Genomic DNA, 18,510 nt, shown 5'->3' on the forward strand with positions numbered 1-18,510 from the left:
CCAAGCCCTCATCTGACATTGAGGGCTTCTTATTAATCCCTCACAGATGCATCTCCCTTATCTTTAGCTACTCCCAACTGTTTCCCTAAGAAACGTATCAAATGTAAATCTATCGGGTAACGAAGTTTGTGCGCCTGGTTTTGTTGTTGCCAAAGCACCGGCTGCTGCACCCCAAACAACTGCTTGATGTAAAGAAAGTCCTCCAAAAAGTGCCGCCGTCAAACCGCCGTTAAAAGCATCGCCAGCAGCTACTGTGTCAACTGCATGAACTGGAAACGCTGGTACAAAAAACTTTTCCTCAGCAGTGGCACAAAAAACACCTTTAGCACCCAGTTTAACGATCGCACATTTCACACCTCGTTGTAATAAAACTTCAGCTGCTTTGGCTGCAAGTTCTTCTCCATCCACAGCAAAACCCACTAATTGCGCTGCTTCAACTTCATTTGGTGTAATAATGTCCACTAATGGGTAAAGTTCATCTGGCAAATTAGATTGTGCGGGTGCAGGGTCGAGAATTACCGTTATTTTAGTTTTTCTTGCGGCTTTAGCTGCTGCAACCACAGCATTAATCGGAATTTCTAATTGTAAAAGCAGTGCTGTCGCTTCTGGTAATAAATGAGACAATCGTTCTACATCTTCTTGATTGATACAACCATTTGCGCCAGGAATTACAATAATTTGATTTTCACCAGCATGATTCACGGCGATGATGGCGACTCCAGAACTAACAGTCTCATCCACGAAAATATTCTCAATCTGCACACCAGATGCTTGTAAATTGTTAATAAGTTCCCCACCAAAATCGTCTGCACCTACACGCCCCACCATTTGAGTAGGAATTCCCAATTTTGCTAATGCTACAGCTTGATTGGCTCCTTTGCCTCCTGAAACCTTAAAAAATTCTTCTCCTAACAATGTTTCTCCGGCGACTGGCAAGCGGGGTGCTGTTGCTACCAAATCTATATTTATGCTGCCGAAGACGATAATGCTCATTTTTGTTGATCTTTAAAGTCATTTAGGCTAATACTACAGCAAGCGATCGCAACCGTGTAGGTGAAGTTTTTCATATTTTCAGCAATCTTTTATTAACTCAGCAGTGCTGGGTTATTTTACATTACTTAACCTAAACTCCAGATCCCAAGATACTTTGTAATAGCAACCAAACATTTAAGCCAACGATAATAATAGTAACTAACCAGGCTAAAGATTTTAACCACAAAGGATTCACAAACTCACCCATCAAATGGCGATTACTCGTAAACATCACCAATGGGATCACTGCAAAGGGTAGCTGTAAGCTAAGGATAACTTGACTAAAAACTATGAGCTTACTTGTACTATTTTCACCAAAAACAATGATTGTAATTAACGCTGGAATAATAGCAAGCAAACGGGTTATTAAACGGCGTAACCAAGACGGAAAGCGAAATTGCAAAAAGCCTTCCATAACAATTTGTCCTGCTAGAGTTGCAGTTAGCGTTGAACTTTGCCCAGAAGCAAGTAAGGCAATGCCAAAAACAGCACTAGCAGCACTAACTCCTAACAATGGTGTAAGTAATTTATAAGCATCTTGAATTTCTGCCACATTCTGATTACCAGAAAAATGAAATGTGGCAGCAGACACAATTAAAATTGCTGAATTTATAAACAGTGCTAGTGATAAAGCAAAAGTTGAATCAATTGTCCCAAATTTAATTGCTTCCCATCTTTTTTGAGTGTTAGGTTGCCAATTACGAGTTTGGACAATTGAGGAATGTAAATATAAGTTGTGAGGCATTACTGTTGCCCCTAAAATGCCGATAGCTATGTAGAGCATTTCTGAATTCTGTAAAATATCTTTTTTAGGCAGATATCCTAATAAAATTCCCCCCATATCAGGGCGGGAAAACAGAATTTCTGTTGTAAAACAGATGCCTACTGTTGCTACCAGCATTATTACCAGGGCTTCTGTATAGCGAAAGCCTTTATGTTGCAAGAATAACAATACCAGAACATCCAGTGCTGTGATGCAAACACCCCACACTAAGGGAATACCAAATAAAAGTTGTAGCGCGATCGCACTTCCTAGTAGTTCTGCTAAATCGCAAGCTGCGATCGCAATTTCACACAGTACCCATAAACAAAAGCTTACCCTTCGGCTAAAATAGTCCCGACAAGCCTGTGCCAAATCTCGTCCTGTAGCAACTCCTAAACGTACACATAATGATTGGAGTAATACCGCCATCAGGTTCGACAACAGGATCACTGTTAACAGAGTGTACCCAAATTTTGACCCCCCAGCGATGTCTGTTGCCCAATTTCCAGGATCAATATATCCGACTGAAACCAGATATCCTGGCCCTGTATAAGCCATCATCTTGCGCCAAAAGCCTTTGCTATTAGGGATTCTAATACTGCGGTGAACCTCTGGTAAACTAGGTTTGTTTTCTGGTGGAGTCATTTACCTTGCCATAAAATATGCTCATATTCTTTTCATAATCCTATAAAATAAACATCAACCTTTGGGCGAGTAGGATGAATACGCTTGGGAATACTTGGGGCATTGGTAAAGACCTTCACGGTAGATAATAAAATAGAAGCGGCAATCGAGCGATCGCACCAATAAATTACAGTAGATTCGCTGGTAATAGTAGAGCAATTCCTTCTAATTTGTTGGAAAGTCCTAATAGTGAAAGTAATTCTCGTTATATTAAAATAAACCGCAAAAACCTGTGGCTACTGTATTAAAATCTCTCCGGGCATCAAGAAAGCGTAAACATTCAACGCATCCTCTCCAGCGCTTGCTTGAGTATGGACACCAGTATCGTAAACAAATTTGGCTGGCGACTACTTATTCTACCCTCAATAAATTTTTCGACTTGGCACCACCCGGCTTAATTGGCGTCGCAGTGGATGTGGTAGTCAAGAAGCAGGATTCCATAATTGCCCAGTTAGGGGTACGCGATGTCTTTCAACAATTTTTGATTATTTCCTTCCTCACCGTCATCATTTGGATACTAGAATCTATTTTTGAGTACGCCTACGCTCGACTTTGGCGGAATTTGGCTCAAAATATTCAGCATGACTTGCGTTTGGATGCATACAAACATTTGCAAGAGTTGGAATTAGCTTATTTTGAAGAACGCAGTACTGGCGGTTTAATGTCTATCCTCAGCGATGATATTAATCAATTAGAGCGGTTTTTGGATGGAGGAGCGAATGATATTATCCAAGTTTCTGCAACTGTTTTAATTATTGGTGCTGCTTTCTTTATTTTGGCTCCTAGTGTAGCATGGATGGCTTTATCACCGATGCCATTTATCCTCTGGGGTTCCTTTGCTTATCAACGACTACTTGTACCTCGTTACGCTGATGTGCGCGAAAAAGTAGGTTTCCTCAATTCGCGTTTGTCAAACAATATTAGCGGAATTACTACTATTAAAAGTTTCACCGCCGAAGCTTATGAAGCTTATCGTCTGGAATTAGATAGTGAAGCTTATCGCCGGAGTAACTCGAAAGCAATTACTCTTTCTGCTGCTTTTGTGCCATTAATTCGGATGCTAATTTTAGTGGGTTTCACAGCATTACTTTTATATGGCGGGATGGCAGCAGTTTCTGGAAAAATGTCTGTAGGTACTTACAGCGTATTAGTGTTTTTAATCCAGCGATTGCTGTGGCCTTTAACTAGATTAGGCGAAACATTTGACCAATATCAACGAGCAATGGCTTCTACTAATCGAGTCATGAATTTGTTGGATACTCCTATCGCTATTCATACAGGTAATGTATCGTTACCTGTAAATGAAGTGCGCGGTGAAGTGCAATTTAAAAATGTTTATTTTGCCTATAAAGATAGATTTCCAGTAATTAAAAATCTGTCTTTGGATATTCCGGCGGGAAAAACCATTGCAATTGTCGGTTCAACTGGTTCTGGTAAAAGCACTTTAGTTAAACTTTTGTTACGGTTATACGAGGTGCAAACAGGAAGCATTACTCTTGATGGCATTGACTTGCAAAGTTTGAATTTAAAAGATTTACGCCGTTGTATTGGTTTGGTGAGTCAAGATGTCTTTCTATTTCATGGCACTGTAGCAGAGAATATTGCTTATGGTAGCTTTGAGAATACAGAGCAAGAAATTATCACGGCGGCGAAGATAGCCGAGGCGCATGATTTTATTATTGATCTGCCCCAAGGTTATGAGACAATTGTGGGGGAAAGAGGACAAAAGTTATCTGGTGGACAAAGACAACGGATTGCGATCGCTCGTGCAGTATTAAAAAATCCACCCATTCTAATTTTAGATGAAGCTACCTCAGCAGTTGATAATGAGACAGAAGCAGCAATCCAGCGATCGCTCGAACGGATTACAGTAGATAGAACTACAATTGCGATCGCTCATCGTCTTTCCACTATCCGCAATGCCGATTGCATTTATGTCATGGAACATGGGAAATTAGTAGAGTCGGGAACCCATGAGCAACTGCTGGAGAAAGACGGTATTTATTCCGGCCTCTGGCGTGTACAGTCAGGTTTGAGATAAGTTGCGCCTATTGTCTGTGTCTTCATTACGAATTATTTATGTTTTTTGGTAATAGTCAACCAGAATCAGGTGATACTAAGTGGCGTCGCCAGTTGGATAAATTTGTGAAAGCAAATCAGCAGGAATTGGCGGCGCTGTTTTGGGGATTGTGGTTAGCAAATGGTGACAGTCAGGGTACTATTGGTATTGATTTGCAACCAACGCCGCATTTTGTTTATTGTCCGAAAGAGCAGATAGAGAATTTAAATATTAGAGTTGAAAATCGGCTTCAGGAAATTTTGGGAATTGTGGAGAATCACAAGCCGGAAGTGGAAGTTGTGATGATTGGGATTGGGAAGGGGGAAATTAAGTTAATTCAGTTTGCACCGGAACCAGCGCCACCGATTTGCTTTGAGGAAGTTGGGAAGGATGTGGATGGGTTGTTGGATGTGCTGGAAGAGAGGATGAGGGAGGAGATTGTTTTTTAACGCAGAGGGACGCGGAGGGAAGCGCAGAGGTACGCAAAGGAAGATAAGAAATCTGCGCTTGTTGTTTAGTTGATTGCTTTGTGGAAATCTGGGTAAGTTAGATTTTCGGCACAATGGTAAATAAGTCAATCTCAAATCCAAGATTGGTATTACTTACGCACTTGGCCGCTAAATCCGGCTGCTTTAAACTGCTTCAGCTTCAATGGAGTAGGCTGATTCGCAGGTACAGAAATTCTCAATTCAAAATCGCTAATACCTGGTGGAACCTCAGCAATAGAACCTAAGCGAGTGCGGTTTTGCATTACCGAGTCATTGTTAGCATCATAGATGCGTCCAAAAATATCTGCGTCGTAGACTGTTTTATAAGTGCCATTTTCTGCTTTGCCAAAGACAAGGAAACAATTAGCAGCCGCACTACCACTACTGATAACAGCCCCTTGTGCTAGTTCTGGTGGACAATCTTTATAAGAAACATCAAATAATCTAATCTGTGTCAATGCTACAGCAGGGGGAATGCTCACCCACGATAGAAAGGTGATGAAACAGGAAATAAAAACGACCGTGAGTGAGCGCAAGCGCATAAAAGACTCCGTGGCTTAATCTTACAATATGTAACTTATAATCTCAGCTTACCTGAATTTCACTACAAGGGATTGAAGACTTTAATTTAAGGTTTGTAATAATTAGGGAAATAACCCTCAATTGCTATTAACTTATGACTCCAGATGAGATTGAAGCATCTATGCTCGCAGCCTTTAATGATTGTGATGCAGCAAGCTGTCCTCTCACTGACACGCAAAAAGAGATATTACTGCAAGTCGTGGAGCAAATTCAGGGAAATTCTAACTCTAAAGCATCAGCTATTGCTAATCCCTTAGATGAACTTACCCCAGAGGAGTTAGAAGCATTTTTACAATTTGTTAAGGATGAAGAACAACGCAACCGCACTTGGAAAGTGCAATTACTCAACGACTGGCTACTGCAAAATGACTCTGGAACAGTACAATTTATTCGGCAACGTTATGGTTTACAGTGGCTCAATCGTGTAGAGTCATATCATTTTGATAAGTATTCTTATTTTGAGGATGCACTAAAACTAAGAGTAGGCGATCGCATTGAAGTTTCCAATGCACTATGGGAATGGGTGCAAGAAGATGGCCCTTGTAAGCGCGAATGGTTTCCCTGTATGGTGATCAAGGTCGAGGAAATTAGCAACGGTGATGATACCTCTACTAACTGCATCGTCCGGTTCTTCAACGGCTCTGAGTATGAAATTCAAGGCATCTATGAATGGAATCGCTATAACTGGCGGTGGCCGCAGAAATAGTTAGAAATTAGGAGTTAGGAGGCTTTGAACTCCATTAATGAGCCGAATGGCACGCTTGTAAAGTTCAAAGGTTTATGTTACGTCGTTGCCAACCGAACGTTCCACTTCTCGTCAAGCTACTAAAGGCGGAGCAGGAGGAGTAAAGAGAAAATCTAGTATTTTTTACTATTAAAATGTCCGTAAACACACTTAACTATTCCTCTCCCCCTGCTTGCTCATGTCACTGTTAAAGCATTCGACGCTGAGATTTAACAGGGGATGGAGAAATTAGAGGCATTGTTAAAATAATCAATACAAGCTAACTATGGGAGAAAAAGCAATGACAGTTGCAGCCCCTAAAAAGATGACCTTTGAAGAATTCCTTTCTTATGACGATGGGACGGATACTTTATATGAATTAGAAAATGGTGAACTAACACCCATGCCTTCAGAAAGTGATATTAATCAACGGATAGCGATGTTTTTAGTTACTTGTTTCTTGCAACTGGGAATTCCATCTTATCAGTTGCGGATGAAGGCAGAGGTAGCTGTGCATAGCCGACAGGTAGGGGTACGTGTGCCTGATTTGGTGGTGTATTCTGAGGAGTTAGCCAAGGTAATGCAAGGAGCTACACGATCTATAATTTTGATGGATATGCCGCCGCCGTTGTTGGTGGTTGAGGTGGTGAGTCAGTGCGTTGCGCGGGTTCCCCGCGTTGAAGCAACTGACGAACCCGTAAGGGTGAGTCCAAATCAGGAAAATCGGGATTATCGTTATAAGCGTTCGGAGTATGCGGCGCGGGGAATTGCTGAGTATTGGATTGTTGATCCTATCGCCCAGAAGGTGACGGTTTTAGAATGGGTAGAGGGATTTTATGATGAGCGAGTTTATCAGGGAGAAAGTGCGATTGTCTCTTCAATTTTTGCTAATCTCCAGTTAACTGCTGCTAAAGTTTTGCAAGGATGAGATGTGATTAAAACGTTTGATGAACTTCGACAAGTCTTATTGCTTAAACAACGCCCAAGCCAAAAATCTTTCAGTATAATATAACGCTAATTGATTGCTCACACCGTTGAAGACAGCATCAAAAGCGTGTTCTGCCCAAGGAATCTCTAGAAAAACCGCAGTATTACCAGAATCATGTAAACGTTCATACATTTGTCTACCAAATCGTGCTTCTACTAAATGGTCACGACTGCCGTAAATTAATAAAGTTGGTGGTAGAGGGTGCGTCAGATAATTTATCGGTGAAGCAATTTCATATTGATTAGGCAATTCTTCTAAAGAACCACCGAGAAATGCTTTTAAAACAGCGCGGGTGTTAATAGGATCGGGATTTGGTGGTGTTTTGTATCCCTCCGTTAAATTAACAGGCCCGTAATAGTTCACCACACCACGAATAGGTGGTGCATCTGGTTGATAAGCCGCTAACATTGCTAAGTGCGCTCCCGCAGAACGCCCTAAAAGTACCATACGTTCTGGATCAGCTTCATATTCTGCTGCATGTTTGCGAATAAAATTTAAGGCTGTACGCACATCATCTAACTGAGATGGAAACTGATATTTAGGTGCATGTCGATAAGCGATCGCAAATACCGTATATCCCTGATGAGCGATATATTGATTAAACTCGGAGTTTGCATGAGGGTTGCCATATTGCCAAGCTCCACCATAAATTACTACCACTGCTGGATATTTACCTACCTCTGAGGGTTGGTAGACTTCCATTTTTAAAGGCACTCCCGCAGGAGAAGCAAAAACAATATCTTTTTGATGACGCGTTTTAGCTAGTGCAATACCCCGGAAGGAATTAACTAAATCAAAGGGATGGGTTTGCATCCTTGCCCTTACTTGGGCTGGAATTTGCTCTAGATAATTTGCTCCTAAACCTTGCTTCATCGCTTTAGACATCTGCATTTGAGTTTGTGGGATATTCACTAGCACCCATGCAGAAATTAGCAATCCTATTAAGCTGAAAATACAAGCTAAACGTTGTAATTTACGGCGACGGATGTAGAAAAAAGCAAGCAATAAAGAGAGTAAATTTAATAACAATAACCAAGGGCTGACTTCTGGCGCTCCTACTGCGAGGGTGAGTAAAAACATATTTGGAGCCGGAAGAAGAATCCAAGAACTAAGAAATAGGCTTGTAAAACTTAGTAATAATGCAAGCCATGATAAAAATGTTTTTGGTTTGGAGAACATAGACGAAATAAATGACATGATCTATTCTGTAAGGATGCTACATAAGGTTAAAACATACTATGATCACGCCAGTTTTGCTGGTTGCATTCGATGATCCTTCAGTTCATTGTCATACAGCTTTATATTTTTACTTTATTTTTTCTGCACTCGCAATACTATGATAAAGCTTGATTAGGATTCTATTAGATTGTTGTCGTAATGTAACACAAATAATGACTAAATGATAATGTACAGACTAATATAGCGAAGGAGGCAATTTTCCTAAATCGTAAGTGAATAATTATGGCAAGAATGATTCCTGAAAAGTTATCGCCAACAACAAAAAGCAATGCTAAAAAGAAGCTATTTCAAATTTTTGCAAAAGAACTTGGTGATGATTATATTGTTTTTCATGGAGCATGGTGGCAGCATATCAAATATGTTGTTCAAGATAGAGAAGCTGACTTTATAATTATTCATCCTGATAAAGGAATACTCATAGTAGAAGCTAAAGGAGGACAGATAAGATATGATTCTGTTGATAAGGCTTGGCATCAAAATGAAAATAGGATGAAAATATCTCCCTTTGAGCAAGCTAGACAGATTAGGTACAAATTTCGGGATTTTCTTAGTAAGCACAGCGAATTTTTATTGCAAGATTTTTGTATTGGACAATGTGTTGTTTTCCCTGATGTCGATGAGGTTATAAATGGACTCCCTTCTGAAGCACCACAAGAAATATTACTCTTACGTCCTCAAATAAAAAATGTTAATAGCTGGATTTCGTCTGTTTTCAGTTACTACGCGAAGGGAAAAGTTACAAAAATTGGAAATAATCGGACAGAAAAAATTGTTGACCTCATATCTCCAAGTAGTCAGTTTAAAAAATATATCGCCAATGATATTGGTGAAATACATCAACAGATATTTCAATTAACCGAGCAACAATTCAATATTTTGGATCACTTGTATCATCATTCTAAATGCATAATTCTAGGATGCGCTGGTTCAGGGAAGACTCAATTAGCAATAGAAAAAGCTAGAAGGTTGTGTCAACATAAGATAAAAACACTAGTAATTTGTAAATCTAATAATCTTTCACTATATCTTATAGCATCATTACAACATGAAATCCAATCAGGGTACTGCGTAGTTTATAGCTATGAAGAAGTAAAGGCAAAAAATTATAAGGTAAAATTTGAATTTACAGCAATTATTGTTGATGAAGGACAAGACTTTGAGCATCAGGAAATTAATGACTTAAGCAAGTTTATTCCAAATGATGGAATATTCTATATTTTTCAAGACAGTAATCAAAATATTTCAAAGAATGCAAATAAGTTTGCACTTGAGGTAATCCCAAATGTTTTGGATAAGAACTGTCGAAATACTGACAAAATATTCAAGTATGCGAAGCCATTTGTATCCTGTAATCATCCAATAAAGAGTTCGTCTATTGAAGGAAGGAATGTTATAGAACGACTATACCAAGATACGAATAAAATATTTAGGATGTTAGAAGAAGATATTCTAAATTTAATTGATAAAGAGAATCTTATTCCTAGCCAAATTGTTATATTAACTGATATGTATCCACTGGCTAAGTCCATACTTTCAGATTATTCGCATATCAATCGTTTTCATCTCAAGCAGTATTCATTTTCTAATAAAGAGCCAAATACTCTTCAGTGGTCAAATGTAGGGATGTATAAAGGGTTAGAAAGTGATGTGATAATCCTATTCTTTGAGAAGGCGAAAACATTAATTCCAAGTAGGTGGGATATTGCAAATAAATATATCGGAGCAACAAGAGCAAAAAGCTTTCTTATTATTTATGAATCTCCTGATCCAGAAATTGACTTTTAACGTGTCTATTTCACTGAAAAATAATACTTTTAGATTCATATTCTATTTCACTCTCTTCCAAAATTTCTTCAAAATAAACTAACCTTGAAGAGCCTTGGAAACATAAAGTTCCAATTTGATAAACAGCATTTTGAATTGGTTCTGGTATTGGACGTTTTAAGCTTTTCGATACAAAATCTTCCACATATCGATGATCTTTGAAAAGCAAATAGTAAGCATATATACAATTTAATTGCAATGCAATACAGGTGATTCTCATTAACTTAGTTATATGTTCAATAATCCTCTCTCTTAAATTTTTTCTTGCTGATATTCTTTCTATATACGTTAATGCCCCCTTTCGTGGCTTAACTAGATGATGAATGATTCTAGTCTTGATAAATGTATTGACAAGCTGATCATCAAATACAGCGAAAAGATATTTAAGGCTAATCCTTTGGACATCATCACTATAATCTTGAGATAAAAACTTTACAAATAACCAAGAGTATAATTTTCCATGTTTTGGATATATTTTAGATAATTGGTAAAGCCATTCTATATGCTCACCAAATATTTGAGTTTCTAGCTCTATACCTAATGGAATTTCATTTAAAAACTTACCAAACTGTTTTGCTTTATCTTCATTATTAATATCTTCTATTTTTAAAAATCCTATTTGATGTTCTAAATAGTATGATTCTTTATACATACTTACTTTGCCTGAATCAATTTCTTTTATTATGTCTGTTTTATTTAGCTTTTTTTCTTGCTTGCTTTCATCATATTCCTCTTCTTGAAATGGCATTGCAGAAACTCCACTTTCCTTTGACTCTTCAATAAAATTAATTATTTCTTCTTCAGCTTCTATAACCTTGGTTTTAGAAACGTTCAAATTTACCCCTATCTTTAAAAGAAATTCTTGTAATATTATTGAGGCTTTAACCGCATCAGTTTTACTTTTCGTAAAAATACGGAAATCATCTACATATCTTCCAAAGTTTATACCCGAATTAAATAATGCTTCATCAGCTTCCTTCAGAAATATATTGGCTATAAATCCCTCTGCTTCATTTCCTATCGGTATACCTTGACTATTATATGTTTCACTTAGTTTCTCATCCACAATTGAGTAGTAACAAATTTTGAACTTTAAAGTTTTAGCAAAAAGAATCAAGAAAGGTGTGTCTTTTCCTATATTAATTTGTTTTGAAATCGCTAATAGCAAGTATTCGTGGGATATAGAATCGTAAAAAGACGATATATCTGTTTTCAGCATACAACTGCTGTTCTCAACTTGTGCTAATTGCCAAGCGATAAATTCTTTAACACCTTCATAGTAATACCTATATAAATGTCCCTTGGATTTTTTCTTTTTTTCAATATTTCTCTCAAGCCGATATGAAAAGCAATTTTGAACAAACGTAAAGTCCAATAATTCAGCTAATACAGATACAAAAATAAATTTAATTACTAAGTCTTTAAATGGAGTGTAGATCATTCTCCTGAAGAACATATCTGATTTTGGTAGATAGTAAGAAAATGCAGTTTCTACATCATATAAATTTGGATTTTCAAGAGATGATTTAATCTCTTTAAACAACTTCTCTTTATTTTGCCTATAGTAATCTATCTCAATAAAGTTACAGTAATAATCATGAGTAATTCTGTACGATATGGCATATACATAAGCTTTTTCAAAAACTTCTCTCTTCCTTATCTGGTCAATTAAAAAATCTTTATTCATTAGATTGTCTATATTAAAAGTACTTTTTAGTAAGTCTAATCTAACATCTGCCGTTCTGCCCAATTCGCAACGCATCCTCCAACAATCACACAGCAAAGGGAAGGTTGCAAGATTTGAGCGTTTTTAGACTGGTGCGGCATGAAGAATATCCACTAACAATCAAGTCTAGTTAGCAATATTAATGGGGTAAACGTCAGTGTTCGCGCATTGAGTTTACCCTGCCGCGATGCAGGGCGATCAAATTATTTCTCCATCAACCTAAACCTAAATGCTTTTGCAATGCTTGGCGCATCACTTCTACAGGTACACTTTCCTGCTGCCACCAAATTTTTAATGCTCCTACTCCTTGTTGAACTAGCATTTCTAATCCATCGATCGCAATTGCGCCTTGTTTTTTTGCCTGCTCTAAAAATTGCGTCGGTTTCGGAATATATATTAAATCGTAAGCGATCGCACCTTTTGGTAAATTTGCTATTTCTTCTACACTCAAAGGCGACTCATTAACCTTGGGATACATACCTATGGGGGTTGTGTTTACCAGCAGATTAGCTTCGGGAATTAGCTTTGGCAATTCTTCCCATTGATGAACTTGTAGATTTTCACTTATGGGTGAACTATTCCAACTGTTACCAAATTCCTGTAATCTCTGCACATTCTGTCCAACAACATGAATTTTCGCAAAACCTAGTTGGTGACAACCTGCGACAACTGCTCTAGCTGCGCCACCATTACCTAAAATTACTGCTACTTTCTGACTCCAATCTTGCTTATACGTAGTCTGCAAAGGAGCGATAAATCCTTCTATATCTGTGTTTGTCCCTACCCATTGATTATTTTGGCGACTAACAGTATTCACTGCGCCTATAGCTTGAGCAATAGGAGTAATTTCTGAAAGCAGAGGCATGATTGCCTGTTTATGAGGTATTGTCACATTAAAACCGACAATATCAATAGCTGCGAAACCTGCGATCGCTACTTCTAAATTCTGTGGTGCTATAGGAAAAGGAAGATAAACATAATCTAATCCTAAATGAGCAAGTGCAGCATTATGCATTACCGGCGAGAGCGAATGCTCAACCGGATATCCAATTACCCCTAATAGCTTAGTTTTGCCTGTAATTAATCTTTCTTTAGTCATTAGTTATTAGTTATTAATCATTAGTGATTTCCCCCCAATCTCCCCTGCTCCCCCACTCCTTGGACTAGCCTACAATTATTAAAAGCTACTTAACAATTCTTTGAATCATGCAGGCAACTACAGCCCCCTCTACAACCCCAATTCCTGGTAAATATTGGCAGTGGCGCGGGCACAACGTTTACTACGTGCGTGCGGGAGAGAAGCAAGCGCAACGTCCGCCTTTGCTTTTAGTACATGGATTTGGTGCTTCCACAGACCATTGGCGCAAGAATATCATAGGATTGTGTCAAGATTTTGAAGTATTTGCGATCGACCTTTTAGGATTCGGGCGATCGGCAAAACCGAAATTGCAGTATAGTGCCGACTTGTGGCGCGACCAACTCCATGATTTTATCAGTGAAGTAATTGGTCAAAAAGCAGTATTAGCAGGTAATTCCCTTGGTGGCTACGCTAGCTTATGTGTCGCAGCCCAACGTCCCGACAGTGCGGCTGGTTTAGTTTTGCTCAATAGTGCAGGGCCTTTTAGCGAAAGCCAGCCGACATCTGAGCCGGAAGCTTTACAATCAGAAATTGAGCCTCCCAAACAACCCGCTACTTTGCAGAAACTTCTTGGTGACGGCACTAAATGGATCTTTCAACAACCTTTAGCCCAGTTTTTGTTATTTCAATATGTGCGCCAAGGTTGGGTAATTCGCCAAACTTTAGAAAAAGTTTATCTTGACAAAAGTGCAATTACAGATCAGTTAGTAGAAGAAATTGCTCGTCCTGCTTACGATCCTGGTGCAATGGAAGTATTTGTGTCAGTCTTTAGCACTCCTCAAGGGGAAAAAGTTGATGTGTTACTAAAGCAATTAACTTGTCCATTGTTGATGTTGTGGGGAGAAGCTGACCCTTGGATGAATGCTAGAGAACGTTCTCAGAAGTTTCGTCAATATTATCCTGAACTTAGAGAACATTTCCTAACAGCCGGTCATTGTCCCCATGATGAAATACCCGATAAAGTAAACCAACTTTTAGGCGATTGGGTTTTGTCTATAAGTAAGTGACCACATCCTTCGTAAGGGTGCAGCAATGCTGTGCCCCTATAGCATGGTCTATTTGCGTAGTTTACCGCCGTAGGCATCGCAAAAGAATAAGAAAAGCCTGAAACAACGTATTTTTATAACAATCCTTGTAATTCGGCGAATTTACGCAAACGTGGTAAACACTGGCGCTGATAAAAACTGCTTAATGTCGGAATTGACAGCCCAAATTCTTCAGATAATTCTTTCCAGCTAACTTCTGGGGGTAGGCGTTTGAGAATTAATACCTGACAATTCACATCTGGACGCCCTTTAATGTAAGTATCGCACAGTTCTCCTTCAGAATCTGTCTTAGCCCATATCTCCAAGTCTTCCAGAATGGGAGGTGGTTGGGGGGTAGCAGGAAGGTTATCTACAGGATCAATGGTTTCACTTGTTCCACCCGATGTAGACTGACGAATCCAAAGAGGGACTGTTATGGCTTGTTCCCGGTTCTGGTTAATGTAAAAGTCTTGTAGTCTCCGTTTTAAGTAAGCATTTAGCCAGGTAATGACACTGCCATAAGTGGGGTCATAGGTTTGACCTGTCAAACCTTCACAAACATTGCGGCAAAAATACAACCAAGTTTGTTGTAGTGCATCTTGATAATAAGGGGTACTTTCTCTCCAGAGTCTACTTGCACTCAAGCGAATAATTTGCGTGAGCAGCTTTTGACGCTGAGGACTTCCAGACGGGTGTTCACAGGCTTCGCTAACTAAGTAGCGTAGCTGTTCATCAAATTGAACCATGAGAATCTTGGCGAAGAAAGCAAGAATATCTTAGTATTGCGTATAACAACAGTCTAAAAAATTTTCGTCAAGATTTTTAGTCATTGGGGAAGAGGAAAAGGGGCATGGGGCAGGAGGCAGGGGGCAGGGAGAAAAAGGGGAAAAAGAAACTGCATTAAGCTTTTAACTTTCCCCTTACTCCCTACTCTCCTCAATCTAATCCAATGTTATACAAGAAAGTTTCCCACAAGGAAGATGTGAAATTTCCGACACTCAGCTTCATTTTTTTGCGAATATCTTGGATATTCCCGTTGGTTAATCTAGCTAGAGTCTGTGCTTCTTCTTCAAAACGCTTGGGCAAAGACTGTTTGTACTTTTTACCTGCCTCACACTTCAGTTCTCCTTCAAATGGATATTGCAAAACATAACGCCCTTGGAATAATTCACGGTTAGCAGTTGATAGGAACATCAAGTCTTCAGGGAATGTGTCGCGGGTGTAGCGGACATGCAAACGGGAGATGAAGACGTTACTGTTAAAAGCGGGAGGAGGAAACTTGAGGATTGGTGTAAACTTAGTTTGCTTAGTTAGAGAATTATCATTTAGCCAAAATACACCTGCTTCCTTGAGTTCCTCTTGGGTAAGGGGATCGGCTGAACAAGGATCGCAACTACCCATGTCCCAAGCGTATTCCAAAAAGCCGACTCTCTTGCCTTCTTTGGTGTAAGCGGTTTGGAATAGGAATTTGTAGAATTCACCAAATTCATCTTTGATAAATACGGGAATATTAACGTTGGAGGGGATTTTCACCGTCCGATAGTTAGTGATTTGTGCCTCTCCTTGAGGTGAGAGGATATAGACAATTAAATCCTGCTCTGTCGTAGCGTTAATCATGCCTAAACGAATTGGCAGCATGAATTTGGGTGATTGATAAGAAATCTGTAGCGGACGCAAGAACTGATAACCAGATTCCTCGAATTTCTCCAAGTTAACTTTGGCAACAAAGAATTTCATTGAGGAACGGATATAGGGCTGAAGTAACTGTTTCGCCCCTTGAGGAATTTTGTAGCCATTTTGTGTCAGCCAAGTTTCCAGCCCGCCAGATTCTTTCGCACTCAGGATCACGATGTCGTATTCGCCCACATTGAAACGCGCTTCTACCGTCACACCCAAACTGCGATCGCTTCTTTGAACTTCTGCATTACTTACTGCTGGTGCTGCTGCCAAAGATAATCTATCAAAAAATCGTGGTAGAGGGGCACAAGGATCTGGGTCAAAATATTCTACCAATCGCGGCGCACTAAAAGCATCTAGGCGCTCGATAATGCTGGGTAGAGCAACGCGAACTTGGTCTTTTTGCAATACCGTTGGCACTGGTACTACGATCGCAAAATCTTTGACTTCCCCTTGGTAGTCATTTGCCATCGTTAAAACGGTGCGATCGCCATTTCGTGCTATCACTACCTGAGAAGCTTTGTTATACAGCTTCGTATCAGCTTTAGCTACATAAAATCCACAAAATGCCCAAGCTGCGGGTGCAAAACAAAATACTGCGACAATTGTCAACAGTAATGGCGTTAAAAGTCGAAAAATCTTCATTTTTTATACCTCTATATTTTTAATCTTGAGATCGATAATGTCTGTAGAGACTTTGCATTGCAACGTTTCTACACCTGTTTTCCTCTCTTGCCAAGAAAATCGTGGGGCTAACCAGAGAACATCTAGCAGAATGCTCAACGGCGCAAGGATGAACAGCGCCCAAAAGACTGCGGTGGGAATAAAGAAATAATTTCGCAAGATGAAAGTTAATCCAGCGATGCAAGCTGCCCAAACTACCCGTCCAATTCTTGAATTGGGAATTGATCGCGGATCTGTAATCATAAATAGAGCGAATAACAACAACGAGCCGCTCATCAACCGATGCCAGTAAACATCCCAAGTCCAACCTAACCAGAGATTACGAATTGCTTCTAGCAAGGAATAGCTACCCAAAAAAGCGGCTGTGGTGTCCCAGCGACCTATGCGCTGCAAAATCATGCCGCCAGTCCCGGCAAATAACAGCGCATACCACCACTCTTCACCCCACTGTCCCGGCGAAACCCAAGCATCGGAGGTGAGAACTAAGGCGGAAATGATGCCAAAATTACCAGGGTTGAAAAAATGCTTATCACCAAATTTGAAGAGAAATTTACTAGCGATCGCACTTGTTGCAGCTAAAACCATTGTCGTCCAGTGATCGGCCCGCAACAATAAACTGAGTCCCAATGAGGTAATTAAAGCACTGCGAAGATTTGTAACTTGTCCTACCTTGCGGGAAGCGGCTCGGGCGTCTATGTTGTTTGCCAATGACCAATGACTAATGACAAATGACAATATCGATTGAGTTAATAAACAAGTAGCAATCAATACCCCAATCAAATCTGGTCGCAATGTCCAGTCTCGTGTACTGATTCCCACGACTAGGAACAAGCCCAGAAATGAAATTTGATAATCTCGTATATCTTTGAACAACATTAACTTTTCATCCAGTGTTTATTCGTAGATTTTTCCTGAATTTTGACGAGTATCAGGTCAAAAAGTATTGCTCTTAGAGATTTTTTACAAAATATGATTTTGGAGTAGTGATTGCCTTCCCTCTTGCGATCGCTCCGATGGTTGAAACTATAAGGAGGGCTTATACCTGGAACTATCTGTTTGTCCAGTAAGTTCTAGATATAAGCGAATTAAGCTATGGTTCCCACGTTTAACAGTTATCAACATTAAGTAATCAGTGTATTTATGCAAGATTACGCAAAAAAAACAAAAAACTTTATGCAACTAGCTCCCCTGTTCCCAATTTTTTACCGCATTCTTCAGCCGAGTTTTCCCAACTGCCTTTGGACTGGAAATCCACATACTAAAGCGATCGCCCTCACATTCGATGATGGGCCGCATCCTCAATACACACCGGAAGTATTGGCAGTATTAGATCGTTACAAGATTACAGCGAGTTTTTTTTGGTTGGGCGTTTGCGTCAACCGTTCACCAGCCATTGCCAAAACCGTTAGCGATCGCGAACACTGGATCGGATTGCATGGCTACGATCATCGCTCTTTTGCCATGCTTTCTCCAAATGATCTGAAGGATAGTTTAGAAAAAACCCAAGCTGCCATCTACAATGCCTGCAACCTGCAACCTCAACAAGTGCGAGATGTCCGCCCCCCCAATGGTTTATTTACACCTGCCACTTTAAAACTGTTCTCTCAGTGGAATTATCGTCCGGTTATGTGGAGTGTTGTACCAGAAGACTGGGTGCGACCAGGTGTAACCACCGTGGTAGAGCGAATTATGCAGCAAGTCAAAAATGGTTCGCTGATTGTTTTACATGATGGTGCTTGCGGTGGACAAGATGTTGCTGCCACAATCCAAATTCTTATTCCGAAACTGCTACAACAAGGCTATAAGTTTGTGACTGTTGATACTCTATGGCAGCAAGCTAAAGCTAACTAAATAGGGATTTCGGCAACTTGTTGGGA

General features: G+C 39.6%; 16 protein-coding genes and 1 pseudogene. 7 read left to right on the forward strand and 10 right to left on the reverse strand.

Annotated features, from left to right (window positions below; translation table 11 throughout):
- Positions 1-63 precede the first annotated feature (63 nt).
- Together rbsK and RMZ43_RS05665 are read right to left on the reverse strand one after the other, a co-directional pair.
- On the reverse strand, positions 64-993 hold the full coding sequence (rbsK, locus tag RMZ43_RS05660) for a ribokinase (RefSeq protein WP_322646281.1): 930 nt from the start codon (positions 991-993) through the stop codon (positions 64-66).
- A gap of 130 nt (positions 994-1,123) precedes the next feature.
- Positions 1,124-2,440 carry an Nramp family divalent metal transporter gene (locus RMZ43_RS05665; protein ID WP_322655106.1) on the reverse strand — a complete coding sequence of 439 codons (1,317 nt, stop codon included), beginning with the start codon at positions 2,438-2,440 and terminating at the stop codon, positions 1,124-1,126.
- Between the two features lie 271 nt (positions 2,441-2,711).
- On the opposite strand from RMZ43_RS05665, the gene RMZ43_RS05670 reads away from it, so the two are divergent.
- Both RMZ43_RS05670 and ccmS read left to right on the forward strand, forming a co-directional pair.
- Entirely contained in the window at positions 2,712-4,520 is a 1,809-nt protein-coding gene (locus tag RMZ43_RS05670) for an ABC transporter ATP-binding protein (protein WP_322655107.1), read from the forward strand.
- A 38-nt stretch (positions 4,521-4,558) separates the two neighbouring features.
- Positions 4,559-4,987 (forward strand): beta-carboxysome assembly chaperone CcmS, encoded by a 429-nt coding sequence (gene ccmS, locus RMZ43_RS05675; RefSeq protein WP_229456942.1) that lies wholly within the window; start codon positions 4,559-4,561, stop codon positions 4,985-4,987.
- 65 nt (positions 4,988-5,052) lie between these two features.
- Here ccmS and RMZ43_RS05680 read toward each other — a convergent pair.
- Together RMZ43_RS05680 and RMZ43_RS05685 are read right to left on the reverse strand one after the other, a co-directional pair.
- A pseudogene (locus tag RMZ43_RS05680) lies at positions 5,053-5,112 on the reverse strand (hypothetical protein); the annotation flags it as partial.
- A gap of 24 nt (positions 5,113-5,136) precedes the next feature.
- A complete protein-coding gene (locus RMZ43_RS05685; RefSeq protein WP_322655108.1) occupies positions 5,137-5,568 on the reverse strand; it encodes a biotin carboxylase in 432 nt (143 codons plus the stop codon).
- Positions 5,569-5,702: 134 nt separating this feature from the next.
- Between RMZ43_RS05685 and RMZ43_RS05690 the strand changes: the two genes are divergently transcribed.
- Both RMZ43_RS05690 and RMZ43_RS05695 read left to right on the forward strand, forming a co-directional pair.
- Positions 5,703-6,314 carry a hypothetical protein gene (locus tag RMZ43_RS05690; RefSeq protein WP_322655109.1) on the forward strand — a complete coding sequence of 204 codons (612 nt, stop codon included), beginning with the start codon at positions 5,703-5,705 and terminating at the stop codon, positions 6,312-6,314.
- A 319-nt stretch (positions 6,315-6,633) separates the two neighbouring features.
- On the forward strand, positions 6,634-7,260 hold the full coding sequence (locus RMZ43_RS05695) for a Uma2 family endonuclease (RefSeq protein WP_322655110.1): 627 nt from the start codon (positions 6,634-6,636) through the stop codon (positions 7,258-7,260).
- Between the two features lie 36 nt (positions 7,261-7,296).
- Here the strand turns inward: RMZ43_RS05695 and RMZ43_RS05700 are convergent, their stop codons facing one another.
- Positions 7,297-8,499, reverse strand: a complete 1,203-nt coding sequence (locus RMZ43_RS05700; RefSeq protein ID WP_322655271.1) for an alpha/beta hydrolase — start codon at positions 8,497-8,499, stop codon at positions 7,297-7,299.
- Positions 8,500-8,781: 282 nt separating this feature from the next.
- Between RMZ43_RS05700 and RMZ43_RS05705 the strand changes: the two genes are divergently transcribed.
- Positions 8,782-10,344 (forward strand): NERD domain-containing protein, encoded by a 1,563-nt coding sequence (locus RMZ43_RS05705; RefSeq protein WP_322655111.1) that lies wholly within the window; start codon positions 8,782-8,784, stop codon positions 10,342-10,344.
- A 10-nt stretch (positions 10,345-10,354) separates the two neighbouring features.
- Here RMZ43_RS05705 and RMZ43_RS05710 read toward each other — a convergent pair whose 3' ends face one another.
- Together RMZ43_RS05710 and RMZ43_RS05715 are read right to left on the reverse strand one after the other, a co-directional pair.
- Positions 10,355-12,070, reverse strand: a complete 1,716-nt coding sequence (locus RMZ43_RS05710) for an RNA-directed DNA polymerase (RefSeq protein ID WP_322655112.1) — start codon at positions 12,068-12,070, stop codon at positions 10,355-10,357.
- 253 nt (positions 12,071-12,323) lie between these two features.
- Complete coding sequence (locus tag RMZ43_RS05715; protein WP_322655113.1) at positions 12,324-13,208, reverse strand: shikimate dehydrogenase; 885 nt, start codon at positions 13,206-13,208, stop codon at positions 12,324-12,326.
- Between the two features lie 107 nt (positions 13,209-13,315).
- On the opposite strand from RMZ43_RS05715, the gene RMZ43_RS05720 reads away from it, so the two are divergent.
- Positions 13,316-14,254, forward strand: a complete 939-nt coding sequence (locus RMZ43_RS05720) for an alpha/beta fold hydrolase (protein WP_322655114.1) — start codon at positions 13,316-13,318, stop codon at positions 14,252-14,254.
- Between the two features lie 113 nt (positions 14,255-14,367).
- Here the strand turns inward: RMZ43_RS05720 and RMZ43_RS05725 are convergent, their stop codons facing one another.
- The 3 genes from RMZ43_RS05725 to RMZ43_RS05735 form a co-directional block, all read right to left on the reverse strand.
- A complete protein-coding gene (locus RMZ43_RS05725) occupies positions 14,368-15,018 on the reverse strand; it encodes a sigma-70 family RNA polymerase sigma factor (protein WP_322655115.1) in 651 nt (216 codons plus the stop codon).
- 190 nt (positions 15,019-15,208) lie between these two features.
- Positions 15,209-16,594: a DUF2330 domain-containing protein gene (locus RMZ43_RS05730; RefSeq protein WP_322655116.1), complete on the reverse strand. Its 1,386-nt coding sequence runs from the start codon at positions 16,592-16,594 to the stop codon at positions 15,209-15,211.
- Positions 16,595-16,597: 3 nt separating this feature from the next.
- Positions 16,598-17,509: an RnfABCDGE type electron transport complex subunit D gene (locus RMZ43_RS05735; RefSeq protein ID WP_322655117.1), complete on the reverse strand. Its 912-nt coding sequence runs from the start codon at positions 17,507-17,509 to the stop codon at positions 16,598-16,600.
- Positions 17,510-17,806: 297 nt separating this feature from the next.
- On the opposite strand from RMZ43_RS05735, the gene RMZ43_RS05740 reads away from it, so the two are divergent.
- A complete protein-coding gene (locus RMZ43_RS05740) occupies positions 17,807-18,484 on the forward strand; it encodes a polysaccharide deacetylase family protein (protein WP_322655118.1) in 678 nt (225 codons plus the stop codon).
- Positions 18,485-18,510: the final 26 nt, after the last annotated feature.

The sequence above is a fragment of the Nostoc sp. CmiVER01 genome, from assembly GCF_034531135.2.
GTDB lineage: Bacteria > Cyanobacteriota > Cyanobacteriia > Cyanobacteriales > Nostocaceae > Nostoc.